The sequence below is a fragment of the Desulfobulbus oligotrophicus genome (assembly GCF_016446285.1).
Lineage (GTDB): Bacteria > Desulfobacterota > Desulfobulbia > Desulfobulbales > Desulfobulbaceae > Desulfobulbus > Desulfobulbus oligotrophicus.
In genome coordinates this window covers 1,889,386-1,906,686 of the sequence record NZ_CP054140.1, presented here as the reverse complement: position 1 = coordinate 1,906,686, position 17,301 = coordinate 1,889,386, and the positions used below count along the sequence as shown (strand labels likewise).

The following is a 17,301-nucleotide window of genomic DNA, read 5'->3' as shown; positions in this document are numbered from 1 at the left end:
TCAATCAGTCTTTCCACTCCAAATCCCGCCAGTAGATGATCGGTGTGCCGTGCACATTACCAAGCATGGCCTCCAGTTCATCCTGATCGGGATAATAGAGCCGTTCATAGGCATTTTTTACCACATCCACCACGGTCACTGCCGGGCTGATGCCGTGCACACCGATGGCTGACACAGCAACCCAGATGGGTATGGCCTCGGTACCGATGTTGATGTAATCATGACTGTTGATGCGCTCGTCTCTGTTGATATCAAAGAAAGCTGAGTCCAGCCTGCTGCCGGTACAGGCATCAACCGACCAGTGAAAGGAGATCCCTCCGCTCTCACAGGGAGAATCCGACGGGATGGTACTGGTGAAGATCAGCTTGCCATTGGCCACAGTCATATCACGCACCACCCGTTCCCCGTTGGCCGGCAAATCAAAAAACCATCCCACATGCCTGGCTGTCTTGTTCGTGCTGCCGGCAAAAGCATCTTTTTCCTTGGGCAGGTACCAGTTGATCTGGTTGTCAGACATCACCCGGGCGATCTGGTCATACACATCCAGGTTCAGGGAACCGTAAACCGTCTCTTTCACACTCCCATCGCTGTTATAATTGATACCACCGGCCCATACCTGGGTCTGGCGCAGCAAGGTCACATAGTTGGCGGTATCACTCCCGACAATGTTCGACATGTTGGAAAGAGTGCGCACAGCCCCGCAGTTTGTCACACAGGAGCTGTGCTCCTGCTGACACTCGACAATACAGTCAGCGTCACCGGCACACCGGTAGATGCAGCTGCCAGGGCCGGGGCTGGCCTCCTCACCACGGGTACTGCTGCAGGCGGCCAGACATGACTCGCCCATCGTCGTGTTGTATGCGCCAAACTGGCCAAGGTACTTCTGCTGCGGGTTGTCCGCCCATTCAGCAGACCAGTCCCAGATACCGTACACTGTCTGAACGCTCTGGTCCGGGAAGTCTGTGACCGGATCCAGGATACGGCCGGTACCGAACAGAATCATATAGCCCTTGGCATTTAACGGACAGGCCGAGGTGATCACCGGTTGCATGGTGATCGGTTGCTTATAACCGGTCTCACTCCGGGCCCGAAACAGGGGCTGTTTTATTCCGGAGGCGTCTTCAAAATAAATACCCCAAGCCTCTTTATCTGTTGCATTCAGATCAAACTTCCACAGGTTGCCAAGCAGATCACCGGCATAGGCAAAATCATTTTTACGGTCGCCCTGTGGATGAATCAGGGCCGGAGATGCCAGGCCGTTACACTGCTTTAAACCTGCATTGTTACTACCGGCACCTGTATCGATTGTCCGGGTCCACTGGATTTTACCGTCGGTGCTTAAACCAACCGTAAAGAGTACGGCCCGCATATTTTCACTCTCATAACCGTTGCCGAACACCAGAATCCACCCGGCATCAGTGGCATTGGACTTGACAATCTGCGGCCTGGAGAAACTGTACCCCAGGTTGTCTCTGATGGTGTCGGTCGACGGAAACGATGCCGGGGTATACTCCCAGAGGACAATGTCCTCGGCATTGGTTTCAATGTCGTTCTTATGGGCTGCGGCCGCGGTCAGATCAAGGGCAAAGTACCCTTTACCGCCTTTGCCTAAACCACCGACCAGTATCACCCGGCTCCCCAAATCCTGTACGGTGACATACCCATCCACAAAAAACTTGTGGTTGTCCATATAGGTTTCCTGGGCAAGCAGATGCAGGTTTTCAAAGACCGCCTGCGGCGCGTAGGCAAACACTTCAACCCCGGTCTCCCCGTCAAAAACGTGCAACATGCCGTCATTGCCGCCAACGATCACCCAGTCAATTCCCAGGGTCTTGTTGGCGTAGTGATAGGGTTCTGAACTGATGAAGTCACCGAGCTTACCTGTCCGGTTACGGAAGTTGCGAAAATTACTGCTGTCGTTTCGTCGCTCATAGGTGGCATCACCGCGTAGATAGTTGAGAACATACTCATCAGCCTGCTGGTTTTTCCCTTTCAGCTGCGTTTTCATCAGCGGTGTCAGTTCATCCCACTGGAAGGCCACACCCACACCAGCCTCTGTTGCCGTGATAATCTGACGGCTTGCCGGGCTCATGGAGTTCAGCTTCTGAGCAGCCGACCACTTCACCTCCGGCGGATGCTGCTCGCACACCCTGTTGGCATTGTTGCAGGCAACCTGACAGCTGGAGTCTGTACAACCTGCCAAACAGGTGGCATGGCTCTGTGCACAGGTCTGCCCGGTGCAGCTTGCCATGCAGGTGGCTCGGTTTTCCTTGCAGGTGGTCAAACAGTCGCCACCACCCTCCGGACAGGCGGCAACACAGCCGGTATAGGCAGTACTGCACCCCAGCTCACAGCTCACAAAGCTACAGCTTGCCACCAGCCCCGAGCTGTCCAGGCACTTGGCCAGGGTATCACCGCTCCAGTCGCTGGAATCATAGGTGGTCTGGAAAAGCAGGGTGTCTTCCTCCACCTTGTTGGCATTGATCGATACCGAGGAGGCGGTACCGGTCTGATCTTCGATCAGATCCTTGATGGTCTGCATGGCAGACACCAGCTCCTGCGGGTCAGAGGCATTGAGAAAAGAGCCGCGACTGTTGACTGCAGCATGGTAGAGGTCATCAACCGGATAACGTGCCTGGTTTGCTGTTAGTGAGTTAGGATTAAACTGCCGCCACTCCGGACAGGCGTTTGTAAAGCTGCCTGATGTTGAGGTGTACTCTGTCCAGTCAACTTTTCTCAGATCATCGAGTCGTGGGCACCCGTCAACACCCGGGGTCTTGCAGGAGGACAAACAATCAGGAAACCGGTTGGGATCCCAGGTGCCGGATACTCCAAAGGCAACCGCATAGGTTACCAGGTGCTGCCGTGGGTTATTGTCATAGCCCTTGGCCGGCACACTGTCAGCCAACCCTGAATCAAGATCCGCGGCATAGAAGTACATGGCCGCATCCGCCAAAGTATTAAAGGATTTATCCTGAAAAATCGAATAGGCATTATACGTGCTGTTGTTATCAACGTTCCCGCCTATGGCCGTAGGTATAGTAAATGTAATGTTGTCATAACCATCGGTCATGGCTATCACATAGGCTCGTTGACATTCACCGCCGGCCTCGGTACAGGCAAAGACAGAATCCTCGGCTGAAAAACACTGTGAATCTTTCTTCTGCTTTTGACGATCACTGGTCTTTAAACTGGAATATTCACTACCATTTTTCGTATCATCACCTTTCTGCAAGTACTTGCCCACCTCCCACAAACCACGACGCAACGGTGTGCTGCCTGTAGCACGCAGATTGTAGACTGTGGTCAGGTAGGTGAGTTTGTCGCCGCCGTCCGCGGTCTCCATCAGAACAAGATGCTTGCTTGAGCTTCGGTTAATGGTGTGCAACCCCAACTCCACACCCTTCATATCCTCAACACTCAGACCAATGGCTGCCTTAGTGGTGAGGATGCGCTTGCGGTAAAATGAAAACCAGTCGGCAAAGTCCTGACGTACCATGTAGGCAAGTTGGGCAGGATTGGTGATGTCGTTACCCAACACGTCCTTCCGCTTAGGAACAATGCTGCCTGGAATCGCATCTCCAACCAGCTCCTTCAACTCGCCATCATCAACCGTATTATTGTTGTTTTTATCCGTAAACAGGTAGTAGCGTAGAGAGTAACTACCGGTGGAGCCGGGAATGGTCACCAGATAGGTGTTACCGTTTGTGTCCTGGGTGTAGTAGTGGGCATTGGGTACTTTTATCTTCTCCGGCGAAACCGGATTGGCGGCGAAGCTGAGCGAATCGCTTACGCGCACCCAACGGGCTGTGCCTCTCTGATTAAAAGTATTCGTGTTGGTCTGTATGACACCACTGGTGTTGTATCTGGTAACCGTGTACCTGGCCTTTGAGTCATGTCCCTCGTCACCGTTGACCCAGGCATACACATAGTAATTCTTGGTGGCAGGTACTGTAATATCCCAGTAAGCAGCACTTCCCACTCCATTGGTGTAACGGCCACTGTTACCATGAACGGTGTCTGTTCTGCTAGTATCCCACCAGACGCCTTGCTCAGAATACAGAGAAGAGTTTGAGTTATCAAAGATCAGGTCCGGAATCGCTGATCCCGACAAGCTCGATTTCGTTGACAATCCAATGGCATCGGCATAGGTGCTTTCCCCTGTACTTTGATTGTGGCGTTCAACCTTTACCTGATGCGTTCCTTCTGCATAAACCGAAAAGTACTCGTCGTCTAATTTAAAATCATAGCTCATATTCCCACCACTACCACCTGGATGATGCATGGAACCGTTCGACCCGCTCATATTCGAGTTAAACCGTGGATAGTCCATATGGGCGTGGGTGTAGCCGGCAGCATAGGCAGTGTGGGGAAAGGTTGCACCGGTAGCCAGCGGATTGTAGGCGGTTTCGCCGGCACGAACCGACACGATCTTCTCCCACATTGGCCAGGGTGTATAGGTAACATTTGGATTAAAGTAGATCTTATTGTACCCATGGTACTGGCTGCGCCACATCTTCCGCTCCTTAGTAGCCAGGGGCTGGTATGAGGAGCTGGTATACGTCCTTTGAATTGCATTGTAACTAAAAACATAACCGCGTGTGGTCGGTGTGTGGAACAGACCGTTGTCATCGCCGGTCATGAACTCCCAGTCCATACTGCCCGAGTCATCGATCAGATACATGATAAGCGGTGGTGCAGGCTTGACTGCCGCATTGGCCGGCACGTCGGAAGCAGTGACACAGGTGACCTCAGCTCCTTTCACCTTGGGCCCGTCAAAACAGTCTTCATCAGCTGCTGTGTTAGGGTCGTCGTAGGCACCGGGATGCACCTTGGGGTCATTATCATTACAGTCGCCCTGGCGGGGAGTATACCCATCACCATCCTTATCCTGATCTTCAGGACCACAGACCAGGTCTTTCCCATCACAGTCCTGGTCAATGCCGTCACCGCAGATCTCCGGTGCACCGGGATAGATGTTGGGGTTGGCATCGTCACAGTCTACCTGTGCACTGGCCTCACAGGTGCCGTCACTGGCCGCGGTAAAGCCATCTCCATCAGCATCCTGGCAGGGCATGGCAAAAACCGCATGTACAGTTCGATCCCTGTCCATGGTTACCGTGATGAAGGCGTCCACGGGGTCTGCTCCATCAATATCTCCGTTCCAACGGTGGAAAAACCAGCCTGCATCAGCAACTGCATTCAGATCCACCTTTTCGCCCTCTTGATAGATGTAGCGTTGATCTCCAATGGCAGTCACCCCCAATGGGTCGCGGACAACCGAGCCGTTGGTTGAAACAATGGTCAGCACATAGCTGTCTTTATCGTACAGGCCGGTCACCTGCTGATCACTGAAGTCCTCATTCAGATCCAACTCGATACGATTCGGTGTCCGCCAGCCGTCAACGGCGATAAACTCAATCACAAGATAGCGGGTGTCACAGCCCGAACCGGTATCTCCGGGCACGGAAAAGCTCTCCCCATGGCGGCCGCCGGACTTAAAAGGTACGGCAGTGGTGGCGTAGGTGTAATTCGAATCAGTCACATAGGCCCGCCATTCACCACGCTGCTGCACTTCCTGATCACCTTCTGTGTTGTCGGCACCATCATCCGCGCCAAGCAACACGGTGATGGTTGCGCTCCCAAACTTAACATCCAAGGCATGATCTGCAGTCACACTGGGAAAGGTGTGCCCGGTGCGGTTACTGTCACCGTCAAACGGCCCGATGGCAGTACTATCCACCTCCACCTGGGTAACACAGGAACCAGAGCCCGGTGCAAATGTAAAGACCGCATCTTCCCCATGATTGGCAATCACGGAAACCGGGCCGCTGTTACTCACCGACTGCCCACTGTCAGTGTGAGTGACACTGCCGCCTGTTGAAGCAGTTGTCTCAACCTGATGCGCAAACACCACCTCAATGGTATGCGGGGCTGTCTGCTGCGGTGTGGCAGCGGTGAAGGTGTAGGTATGTTCGGTATCACTGCTGATGGTTGGAGTGACATAGTCAGGCAATGTATCCTGACCGTTAATTTTCACCTCCTGGATCCGGTGGTCGGCCTTCACTGTAAAGACCACGTCCTGCGCATCAGGGACAACCACCGCCTGTCCGCTGGTGATGGGCTCTGACGGACTTGTCATCGTTACTGCTCCGCCGGGACTGTTCCATGAGGCACGAAAACTCCTGTCGTTATCAGTGATGGTGCCGGTATTACCGGCGAACTGAACCAGTGACACCGGCAGGGTCCCGCTGGATGCCGGAACAATAGTGAAGGTCTCATCACCTTCAACCTCTTGATCAGGATTGATGGTCACCGACACAGTGCCGCTTACCCCGGCATCGGTAAGGGTTAAGGTACCGCTGGCTGCCTCATAATCACTTCCGGCCGTCGCTGTACCGTCACTGGTTGTCCAGTCGATGGTCTCGCCGATATCAGCTCCCACTGGAATCGGCGTGATCGTTGGGGAAAAGACCATTGCGGCTGGTGTGCCAGACGGTTCTGCAAGTGAGGGAGTATCAAAGGTGATGGTGTACTCAACATCCGGGCTTCTGATGGTGACCGATGCACTCAGGGTCAATGCATTTTCATCCACGTTGTCACTCGTGGGTGTCAGGGTTGCCTGAAATGTTTCATCACCCTCAATCAAATGATCACGGATAATGGGGATGGTAAAGGTTTTTGTCTGCTCATCCGGCCCAAACTGCAAAGTGGGGACTGAAGGGCTGCCATAATCAGCACTTTCTGCCGATCCTGGGGCAGTACCGGTGGTGAAGGTTACAGTATGACCGGCAAGGACAGGCTGATTCAGGGTAACGGTCAGAGTCACATCGTTGCCTTCAACAACCGGCTGGGGAGATGCGGTAAACAACGTCACCCGATAGCTGTCGTTATCAGTGATGGTGCCGTTGACCGTGGTTGTAATGCCGTCCCAGTTGGTGGTGCAGGTGGGGTTAGTGGGAAAATTGCCGTCATTGCTCGGGGTGACGGTGAAGTCCACCCTGACGGTCTCGTCAACTTCCACGGTGGTATCGTCGCTGGTGGTCACCGTGAACGATTGTGTGGTGGGAGAGATGTCATCGAAGGTCAGGATACCACCGGATACCGAGATAAAATCAATACCACCGGTGGCGGTTCCGCCACTGACCCCATAGCTGACCGCAACTCTATCACCATCTCTGACACCTAAGCTTGGATCAACAGCATCCTGCACGGTCACAGTAAAGGTCAGAGTACCACCCTCCTCCACCGTTGGTTCATTGGCACTGATAGTATAATCATGGGCCAGGGCCTGCTGACCGGTCAGCCCGAACAACAGGGCAGTGGTCAACAGCAGCATGCGCAGTGCGTTCTTCATGGTTTTTGTCCCGTTACTTAATGAGTTCATTGAAAAATCCTCTGAAATCAGCATTTTGCACAGCTGTTATAGGTTGTTGAGGTACACCATTTTCTTGTAACCGACCATCATCATCCGGCGACCGCTGAATGCCTTACCAGCGCCGGACTGCACATCATACCTGCCGTACACACTGAAGCAGGCCTCGCGCTTGTTCGGATCAGAGAGATCGGAACCGGAACAGACCTCGTAATCATTGCTGTCTGAGTGCAGGTTGCCTTGCAGTGCCGCATACTGGATGCGATCATCGGCAGCAGCATCAAAACCCGGAGGTTTAAGGTCGTTGATGTGCGTTTGCTCTGCACTGACCGACGACCACTTACTTGCCCGGCTTAGATCAATAACCGGCGGCAAATCCGGATCATTGGCCTTAAGCCAGGGAAAGTTGTTCCACACCACTGCTGCACCGCTTAACAGGTCTGCCAGGAACTCCTCCATATCGGTTCGTTCAAACCGGGTGCTGCCTTCCAGGGTGACCGCTTCAAGGGCATAGAAGTTATGCTGGATGACTTCGGAGTTGGTGGCAATGGCCACCTCGGTGTTGCGAACGGTCATTGCAGCAGTGCCCATGATCGACAACACCACCAGCATGAGCAGGGACATCACCAGGACATACCCCTGTTCGTTACGGATTATATGTTGGGATTGAGTAATAACATGCTGTGTTCTGTTCATTGTTATCTCGCTGGCTCAGGCATTGGGGCCGGTGTTGCGGATATCGACAATGGTCGAGTACGTGCGTTCGATCATCCCGGCCCGTCCGGCAGGCGCCTGGGCCCGGATGGTGATGACCACGCTGCGGATCTCCTTACGCTGGGAAGTGGAGTTGTTGTCCTTATCGCGATAGCTGAAATCCAGCGCAGTCACCTTGAGGTGGTCAGTCTCGCCGATCAGGGTTTCACTGTCCTTGACATAGGGTGTGCCATCACCGCATCTGAACTGCACAGACTCGGAGTTCAGGGAAAAACGAATCGAACGGGCCTCGCACTCACCGTTATCCGTGTAGGCGCTGTTATCGCCTGGCCGGCCCAGAACGCCGTCTTCATCCCAGTCAGTCAGAAAGGAAAACTCTGTGGCCGAGTTCTTTTTAATGACAAATTTTTTAGTTTTTCTCGGATCATAGGTGGCCATACGCACTTCAGAGGCCATGGCGTCCAGGGCGGCGCGCACCTCCTGCTGCAGGGCAGCAGCTGCATTCTGCGTGGTGTAGAGCTTGCTCGAACGCTCAAACACACCGGCAAGAGAGGCTACAAGGATGCCGACAATGGCCATGGATACCAGCACCTCAACCAGTGTAAAACCAGCACTGTGGCAAGATGATGTTCTACCTTTCATATACCGTGCCCCCGGGTCAACGTGACCACCTTCAGCTCACTGCCTGCAGGGCGTGCACCTATTCCGCCGCTCTTGGTCACGGTCAGCGTTATCTTCTGCGCATCTGTTTCCTTGACCCCAGGCATATGCTCCACCCGCACCTGCACCGTGTACGGGCCGCCGGGAGCCCCGGTTTCATCAACCCCGACCATGTCCTCATTCCCCAGCTTATCAACGTTGACGGTATTCTTGTACCGCTCCAGCACCCGTTGGGCCAGGTTGATCTGCTCGGTCATCACATTGCCCCGGGTGTTGCCGTTGACCACGTGATACTGGATACCGATAATCGACAGAATACCCACCGCTAAAATCACCATGGCCACCATCACCTCAATCAGGCTGAAGCCCTGTTGTGATGACAGAGGCATAGGGGTTCTCCGGGCAGGTTGTGTAAACAGTGTACGCATAAGACTCTCCTCCACCGATCCTCTATCAAAAAGCAGACCAGCTTCGTCTTACCCCTCGTAAATAACGCAACATGTTAATTTTACGTGACCATTGCGCGACTGCACTTCTGTCACGACCAGATGTAGACCCAATACGTCAACAACGAACTATTAAATGTTTTTATAATTATACGGCAAGCAGACAGACATTTGTCAAATTTTTATTCACTCATCAGGGTCTGCAAACTCTTTTATCTTACTCAATAACGATGGATAACTGATCTCTAAAAGCCCGGCCGCTCTGGACTTATTGCCGCCGGTGGCCTCCAGAGCCCTTGTAATCAACGATCGTTCCATGATCCTCTGCGCCTGTTTGATGGAAAAGGTGCCCAACACGTCATCCAGCCGTCGATCCTGACGATGGATGCCGAATACAGCAGGCAGGTTCTCGGGCAGCACCACGTTCTTGTCCGCCACCACCACAGCCCGCTCAATGGCGTTTTCCAGCTCGCGTACATTGCCCGGCCATGCGTACTGCACAAGTAAGGACAGGGCCGCAGGTGCAATGGACTGCACCGGCGAGTTAAGCCGATGGATATATCGCTTAAGAAAAAACTCGCTCAGCATGGGAATGTCGCCCACCCGTTCGCGCAGGGGCGGCACATGGATATGAACAACATTTAACCGGTAGTACAGATCCTGACGAAAGCTCCCTTTCTCAACCTCGCGGGCAAGGTCTCTGGCTGTGGCGGCAATGATGCGCACATCGATCTTCTGCGGCACGGCAGCACCGATGGGCTGCACCTCCTCTTCCTGCAGCACCCGCAAAAGCTTCACCTGCAGGGCAATGGGCAACTCACCGATCTCATCCAGAAACAGGGTGCCCTTGTCCGCAGCCGGAAACAACCCCTGCCTGTCGCGGTCTGCGCCGGTAAAGGCCCCTTTCTTATAGCCGAACAACTCGCTTTCAATCAGGTTTTCCGGCAGACCGCCGCAGTTGACCGGTACAAACCGGCCCTTTCTGCCGCTTAGAGCATGAATCCCCTGGGCGATCAGCTCCTTGCCGGTACCGCTCTCACCGGTGACCAGTACAGTGGTGCTGTGCGGTGCCACCTTGGTTGCCAGGGCAAAGACCTCCTGCATGGGTTTGCTGCGGCCGACCATCTTACCAAAACTGCACTCTCCGGCCAGGGTGGCAAGCTCCTGACGCAGAGCCTTATTGTCCTGGCGCAGTTTCTCCCGCTCTTCAGCCTTGCGCAGGGTCAGCTCTATCTCATCGGGCTTGAATGGTTTGGAGATGTAGTCATAGGCACCAAGCCGTATGGCAGCCAGCGCTGTATCCATAGACCCAAAGGCCGACATCATGATAATGGTGGCGGTTATGCCCTTATCATTGGCCCGGCGCAGAAATTCCATACCATCCATCTCCGGCATGCGAATATCGCACAGCACCACATCAAAGTCCTGCTGCTGCAATGCCTCCAACCCGGCCTGCCCGTTTTCCGCTGCCTGTACAGTATAGCCGAGACGGCCCAACACTGAAGACAGCATGTGCCGCATGTTCTCCTCATCATCTATTATCAGTACCCAGCGTTTATTCGACATGGTTTTCATTGTTATGATCAGATTGACAGACAGGCAGTACAATGGTCAGTTTTGCGCCGCCTTTTGGTTGACCGGCCAGATAAATCTCCCCGCCCATGGCGGTTATCAGGGCATAGGAGACCGACAATCCCAAGCCAGTGCCCTTGCCCGGTGCCTTGGTCGTAAAAAACGGATCAAAGGCATTGGCCGCTGCCTCCGGCGACAGGCCACCGCCGGTATCTGTAAGAGAGAAAACAAGCTGTTGTTTATTATCAGTGATCTGATTGTTGGTGTGAACCGTCAGAACGCCACGCTCACCGGTATCGGTGGGATGCGCCTGCATGGCATCAGCACTGTTGATCAGGCAGTTAAGCAGCACCTGGAAGAGATGCGGCTGCACAGCATGCACCAGAGACTGTTCAGCCTGGAGACGCAGCTCAATCCTGATACCAGTTAACAACGACTGCGGTCGCAGCAGCTCCAGAACCTCTTCAAGCACCTCATGGGTATCGATTACCGCTGCCACACCAGTGGACGGCCGGGCCAGATCCAGCAGCTGACGCACCAGCCGGCTGACACGCTCCAGCTCCTGCCCGGCCCGGGTGCAGAAATCGTGACGCTCAGCTTTACTGATATCATGCTGCTGCAAAAGCCCCAGATACCCCTGCACTATGCCAATGGGGTTGCCGATATCATGGGCCAGGCCCGCAGCCAATCTGCCCACGGACGAGAGCTTTTCGCTGCGCACCATCTCTTCACGGGTGGCAATGAGCTGCTGGTTGGCCTCTTCCAAAGAGGCCATCTGCTGCTGCATGGTAGTGCGGTCGGCGGTGATGCGGGCCAGCATCTGCTGCAGGGCCACTGACAACTGCCCAAGCTCGTCACCACCCCGAAGCGTTAAAAACGGTACCCCGCTCTCATCCCGGTACGAGTCACTCATGTGCACCAGGCGTTCCATGGGTCGAAAGAGCTGGTGGTGCAACCTGAAAAAACCCAGCACCAGCACAATCACAAAGTTAAGGCCCAGGTAGCCTGCAATGTAGCGCTGCATAGCCTGCATGGCCTGATAATGATCGGCCAACGGGTAGCGCAGGGCCAGGGCCTGGGGCTCTTGACCAGGCTTATCAATGTACAGACCGATATCAAGGTAACGCTGATGGGGCAGGAAGGCAGACCACTGCACACCGCTGAGAGAGCGGACAGTGTGCCTGGCAGCCATGGTTTGGGCGGAGACACTCTGCAGAGCAGCCAGTGCTTCTGCTGTTGTAGCATCGGTGCAGAGCAACGGCTGTCCAACCTGTTGCAGACAACCGACAAGCGCACCGGTAGCCTGCACATCAGCCGTTAAAAAGGCGGCAACATCGGCAGTCTCTGCTGTTTTGGGCAAAAGATGTACAACACGCTGTGCAAGTATCTCTTCTTTTTTACCGGCAAATCCAAGGGCAGACTCACGCTGCCAGAACAGGGTGACGACAAAAAATGTCATGCCTGTGGCCAGGGCAATCAACAGCCCAATGGTAAGGGTGGTGCGCAGCTTCATGCGATATCTATCGTATGGAAAAAAAAGAAGTTTTTATATAGTCTCATTCTGGTTCAGCCGGCCGCTCTGCCTGCTGCAACCTGTAGAGCAAGGTAGGAGCCAAACCATGGTATGGATAAAGTACTCGACCGGAATGTCTACTGATTGACAATTATTGTCACCAACAGGCAAACTTTGTCAACAGATTGGCTCTTTTTGCTGTTTGTATTGTACGGACAGCAGCAGCAAAAAACAAAGGAAACCAGCTAACCTGCTGAAAAGGATGGTAAATATAAAACCTGGCAATTTCTGGCACGGCGAATGCTATAAGAGCGGCAATACAAACAACTGCCGGCTGACAACCAACCGACGGTACACCATCATCCACATTGGAGGCAAAACATGACACTGACCAAATTGAGACTGAACGCAAACGAAAAAGGCTTTACCCTGATCGAGTTGATGATCGTTATCGCCATCATCGGTATCCTGGCTGCCATTGCCATCCCGAACTTTATTGCTTACCGGAACAAGTCATTTTGCTCGCGTGCGGAATCGGATGCAAATAATATTGCCTCGGCTGTGGCAGATTACTTCGCAATCCCTACCAACATTTCAATAACAAAGGAGCGAACTAGTTACCAGCCACCTGAGAACACTTGGGAATTTGGAGTTAACAATCCAAACACTAACATTCGAATTGACGTAAAGGATGCATCAGGACGTTGCCCGGAAGATTACAGGGATGCCAATGCAGCTGCGGGTACACGCGACGGTTGGAATGATCTTACCTACCAAAAAAATATAGCTACTCGATAATTATCAACAGTCTTTTCAAGTTACTCTCTATTACATCAAGAGCCGGCTCACCTCAAGTGGCCGGCTCTTTTGCATTTACACGCTTCGAATGAAACACGCCCTAAACATAAAGAACACATCTTCCTTTCTTTTACTAACTCTTCTCATCGCGCTCTGTTACAGTAACTCACTGAACAACTCGTGGCAGCTGGATGACTATCAGAACATCCTGCAAAACCCGGCCATACACCTTGAGCATCTCCAACCAAGCGCTCTTATTAAAACATTTTTTGCTGAACCATCATTTAACGATACTCTGTATCGACCGATTGCCTGTTTCACCTTTGCCCTGAACTGGTATTTTGGCCAGGACAGCCCATTTGGCTACCATCTCGTTAATATTATTGTTCATATACTGACCGCCTTTTTTCTTTACAAAACAACGGTTCTTTTACTTCAGTCTCCAAAGCTTCAGAAACGATCTCCTGAGGCAATTTTCTTTATCAGCCTGTTCGGTGCCGCGCTCTGGGCCATCAGTCCTATTCAAACCCAGGCGGTTACCTATATTGTGCAACGCATGGCCTCCATGAGTGCCATGTTTTTTATGCTCGCCCTGTTCCAGTACAGCTACACTCGCCTGGTGGTTGCAGGTACAGTACAACGCCTCTTCCATCTCTTTCTCTGCGGTCTGTTTTTCCTGCTGGCACTGGGGTGCAAAGAGAACGCCATCACCTTTATCCCCACCCTTCTGCTTGTTGAATTAACCCTTTTGAACCGGGATGATCGGTTTGCAAAGAACGTGTTTTTCTTAGTGGTCGCAGCCAATGTGCTGGTTCTGCTGGCAGCCGGTTACTTTACCTACAGTCAAGGATACTTAACAAACCTCACAACGCCTTATAAAGACAGGCCCTTTTCCATTGCCGAACGACTGCTCACCCAACCCTCGGTTCTGCTCTTTTATCTCACACTGTTGCTCTACCCCAACCCGACGCGATTATCAATTGACCACAATTTCACTAGCTCAACTTCCCTGTTTGCACCGTGGACAACTGTGCCTGCAATACTCTGCATCATCCTGCTGGTCTGGCTTGGATACTCTCTACGGAAAAAAACACCTCTTGTCAGCTTTGCTCTTTTTTTCTACCTCATTAACCATCTTGTTGAATCCACCATTATCCCCTTGGAAATGGTGTTTGAGCACCGGAACTACCTGCCCTCCATGTTTCTTTTCATGCTTCTAACCGGTGGACTATGGCAATTTTTGCAGCTTTACTCTTCTCGTTCACGCCTGATTCACACAACTGTTTTACTTCTTATTCCAATGTTGCTTGTTGCCACCGGGTTGGGCACCTACAGTCGTAACCTGGTTTGGGCAAGTGAAGAGTCGTTGTGGGCCGATGCCCTGCAGAAAGGGGCTGACAACGCCCGGGCCTGGGCAAAGCTGGGTATTATCTATGGATGGCAAAAAGAACAGACTCCTGAAAACTTAAGAAAAGCAACTGCTTTTATGCGCAAAGCCACTGAACTTGACTTTCCCAACGTCAACTTCAAAGCAATGGCAGTAGATAATATCGGTAAACTGTACGCAATGTACGGATTATATGATGAGGCGATTGGTTATTATCACCAGGCTCTTGCTATCAATAAAGATTTTACAAAAGCAAGGATTGACCTGGCTGACGCTCTCCAAAAATCAGGTAAACTCGAAAAAGCATTACAGGAAATCAACATCATTTTATCCCATAACAGTATCAACCCTCGATTCTATTTAGTACAATCAACAGTACTGCTTTGGCTCAACAAGCCTTTGGAAGCAGCTGAAGCGAGCAGAAAGTATATGATGTCAACATCATTGCCTCATCATACAACAGGATATTATTCCCTGGGGGTAGCGCTGACAAAAGCCGGGTACCATGAGAGAGGACAATGGTTTCTCACCCTGGCTCATCAAGAGCAACCAACGGATATCCGTATCCTGCTCAGTCTTTTAGAAAACAGTGTCCGCGCACAACACCAGGACAAAAGTAAGCTATTGGCACAACAGCTGGTTGCCAAGAATACTGCGCAAACACTCACAGACACGTTGCAAGCACTGCGTACAGACTACAGCTCACTGCCTGTTGATAGTGAACTGATTACACCTTTTATTATGCTGGCAGCGCAAGAGTTTTTCCCGCCTCAAGCATCTCATTAACACACTCAATAATGTCCACTTTGAAAAGAAAACGCATAGCAAACACCTTGCCGTACCGTTTCTACACTGTCCCGGTTCTTTTCCTGCTTCTGCTCGGATTTATTGACAGTGGTTACCTGGGCTGGTTGCACTATAAAAACTATACAGACATCACCTTCAGCAGTTTCTGTGCCCTGTCAACATCCATCAACTGCGATACAGTCTCGCAGAGCCCGTGGTCAATCCTCTTTGGCATGCCGCTCGCCGTCTGGGGCATCTTTGCCTATCTGGTTTTTCTTGTTCTCTTTTTATTGGTTTTTCGGCACAATCAGGCCAAAATGCCGCTCTGGTATGTGCTCTTTACCCTGGCACTTGGTTACTCGGCCTTCTCTGTCTACCTTGGCTTTATTTCCGCCACCCGGATCCACGCGCACTGCATCCTCTGTATGGCAAGCTATGCCATTACTTTCCTGCTTCTCATATACTCGTTTATTATTATTCGTCGTTTCTGTGGGACCTTCTCCATAAGCGGCCTTGTTGCAACCCTGCGCACTGCGATCCGCTCGCCTTTATCGGCTGCGGGGTTGCCAGTTCTTTTTGCGGCCTTTATTCTTGTTCAACTGTTATTGCCCTCCTACTGGTACTACACTCTGCCCGCTGTTACAGAAAAGGTAGCGCACGGTCTGACTGAAGAAGGTCACCCCTGGATCGGTGCAGCCAATCCACAACTCACCATCCACGAGTATACCGATTATCAGTGTTTTCAGTGCGGTAAGATGCATCAGTTCCTGCGTAGACTGGTTGCCGAACATCCGGATACCATCAGGCTGGTTCATCACCACTATCCCATGGATCATGAGTTTAACACTGTTATTGTGCCGGAACCCTTTCATATCGGCTCCGGCAAGATGGCCATGCTTGCCATCTACGCTGTTTCTCAAAATAAATTTTGGGAAATGAACGATGCACTCTACGAGCTGGGCCGCGAAAAACAGGCGTTTAGCACCAAAACTCTGGCTGATAAAACCGGGATCTCGGCAGGTGAGCTGACCGCGGCCATTCAGTATCCGCCAATCAGGAACGCACTACTGGTTGACATCCGTCTGGGCATGAAACTGCACATTACGGGCACGCCTTCCTATGTGATAGACGGCGAGGTGTATACAGGATCAATTCCACCAACGATTCTTAAAACAGCGCTCCAACCGTCACAGCCTGGCAAAACACCCGATACCACTGTAGCCCCTTAAATTTTGCTCAACAAGACATCACTTTCCGGCAGCACACCAACAGTTGCTTGTAAGCAATTCTTGTATACTGTCGGCAGCATGCTACAATAAATCTATCACTCTCTGTTAACTCTGCTCACCACGGCCCTGCTTGCTCTTCTTGCCTGGGCAGAGCATGGTTTTCAACCTCGTTTTCTTCTTTTAGCCGGGCTGTGCTGCGGCCTTGCCTATCTGATAACTGAGGTCGCGGCCAAGCAGCCGAAACAGTAGCTGATTCAGTAACCAGCCGATACAATAAATACAAATACATTGCATATTGAAAAATAATATAAAAAATATACCATAAAAGTATGAAATTTGTGTTTGATTCCCAGAAAAGCGCTGCCAATAAACAAAAGCACGGAATAGATTTTGTTGAAGCTCAAGAACTATGGGACGATTGGGATCTGCTGGAAATTCCGGATAAAATTGTTGAAGATGAAAACCGCTGCCTTGTGATCGGCAAGATCGGAATCAAGCATTGGTCCGCGGTTATCACCTATCGTGACGACACAATCCAGATCATTTCCGTTCGCCGGTCACGCGAAAAAGAGGTGGAATACTATGAAAGCACAGGGATTTGACACGAAATTTGAAGCCGGCGAGGACTTAACCGATGATCTTGATTTCTCCAAAGCCCGCCGGGTGAACCAGCAAAACCGGCGCGTGAATATAGACTTTCCGGCCTGGGTTGTCGAAGGGCTCGACAAACAAGCCAAACGCCTTGGGATAACTCGGCAAGCGCTTGTCAAGGTATGGATTGCCGAAAAGCTGAAAGAAGCTGTTTAATGCGCCTCCTCACC

General features: G+C 52.0%; 11 protein-coding genes. 5 read left to right on the top strand and 6 right to left on the bottom strand.

Annotation, left to right across the window (positions count from 1 at the left end; translation table 11 throughout):
- Positions 1–4: 4 nt before the first annotated feature.
- From HP555_RS08555 to HP555_RS08530, 6 genes are all read right to left on the bottom strand, one after another.
- Complete coding sequence (locus HP555_RS08555) at positions 5–7,387, bottom strand: PilC/PilY family type IV pilus protein (protein ID WP_199261531.1); 7,383 nt, start codon at positions 7,385–7,387, stop codon at positions 5–7.
- A 36-nt stretch (positions 7,388–7,423) separates the two neighbouring features.
- The gene (locus HP555_RS08550; RefSeq protein WP_199261530.1) at positions 7,424–8,071 is read right to left on the bottom strand and encodes a hypothetical protein; all 648 of its coding nucleotides are present in this window, start codon (positions 8,069–8,071) and stop codon (positions 7,424–7,426) included.
- 15 nt (positions 8,072–8,086) lie between these two features.
- A complete protein-coding gene (locus HP555_RS08545) occupies positions 8,087–8,731 on the bottom strand; it encodes a PilW family protein (RefSeq protein ID WP_199261528.1) in 645 nt (214 codons plus the stop codon).
- Positions 8,728–9,138 carry a type IV pilus modification PilV family protein gene (locus tag HP555_RS08540; protein ID WP_199261526.1) on the bottom strand — a complete coding sequence of 137 codons (411 nt, stop codon included), beginning with the start codon at positions 9,136–9,138 and terminating at the stop codon, positions 8,728–8,730. The genes HP555_RS08545 and HP555_RS08540 overlap by 4 nt, the downstream gene beginning before the upstream one ends.
- A 243-nt stretch (positions 9,139–9,381) precedes the next feature.
- Positions 9,382–10,761 (bottom strand): sigma-54-dependent transcriptional regulator, encoded by a 1,380-nt coding sequence (locus HP555_RS08535; protein ID WP_199261524.1) that lies wholly within the window; start codon positions 10,759–10,761, stop codon positions 9,382–9,384.
- Entirely contained in the window at positions 10,751–12,280 is a 1,530-nt protein-coding gene (locus HP555_RS08530; RefSeq protein ID WP_199261523.1) for a sensor histidine kinase, read from the bottom strand. Before HP555_RS08530 ends, HP555_RS08535 begins: the two co-directional genes overlap by 11 nt.
- 381 nt (positions 12,281–12,661) lie before the next feature.
- Between HP555_RS08530 and HP555_RS14285 the strand changes: the two genes are divergently transcribed.
- From HP555_RS14285 to brnA, 5 genes are all read left to right on the top strand, one after another.
- Positions 12,662–13,078: a prepilin-type N-terminal cleavage/methylation domain-containing protein gene (locus HP555_RS14285; RefSeq protein ID WP_332908635.1), complete on the top strand. Its 417-nt coding sequence runs from the start codon at positions 12,662–12,664 to the stop codon at positions 13,076–13,078.
- A gap of 88 nt (positions 13,079–13,166) precedes the next feature.
- A complete protein-coding gene (locus tag HP555_RS08520; RefSeq protein ID WP_199261521.1) occupies positions 13,167–15,251 on the top strand; it encodes a tetratricopeptide repeat protein in 2,085 nt (694 codons plus the stop codon).
- An 11-nt stretch (positions 15,252–15,262) separates the two neighbouring features.
- Positions 15,263–16,480, top strand: coding sequence for a vitamin K epoxide reductase/DsbA family protein (locus HP555_RS08515; protein ID WP_199261519.1), 1,218 nt, complete (start codon positions 15,263–15,265; stop codon positions 16,478–16,480).
- Between the two features lie 329 nt (positions 16,481–16,809).
- Positions 16,810–17,082, top strand: coding sequence for a BrnT family toxin (locus HP555_RS08510; RefSeq protein WP_199261517.1), 273 nt, complete (start codon positions 16,810–16,812; stop codon positions 17,080–17,082).
- Positions 17,063–17,287 (top strand): type II toxin-antitoxin system BrnA family antitoxin, encoded by a 225-nt coding sequence (brnA, locus tag HP555_RS08505; RefSeq protein WP_199261515.1) that lies wholly within the window; start codon positions 17,063–17,065, stop codon positions 17,285–17,287. The genes HP555_RS08510 and brnA overlap by 20 nt, the downstream gene beginning before the upstream one ends.
- Positions 17,288–17,301 lie beyond the last annotated feature (14 nt).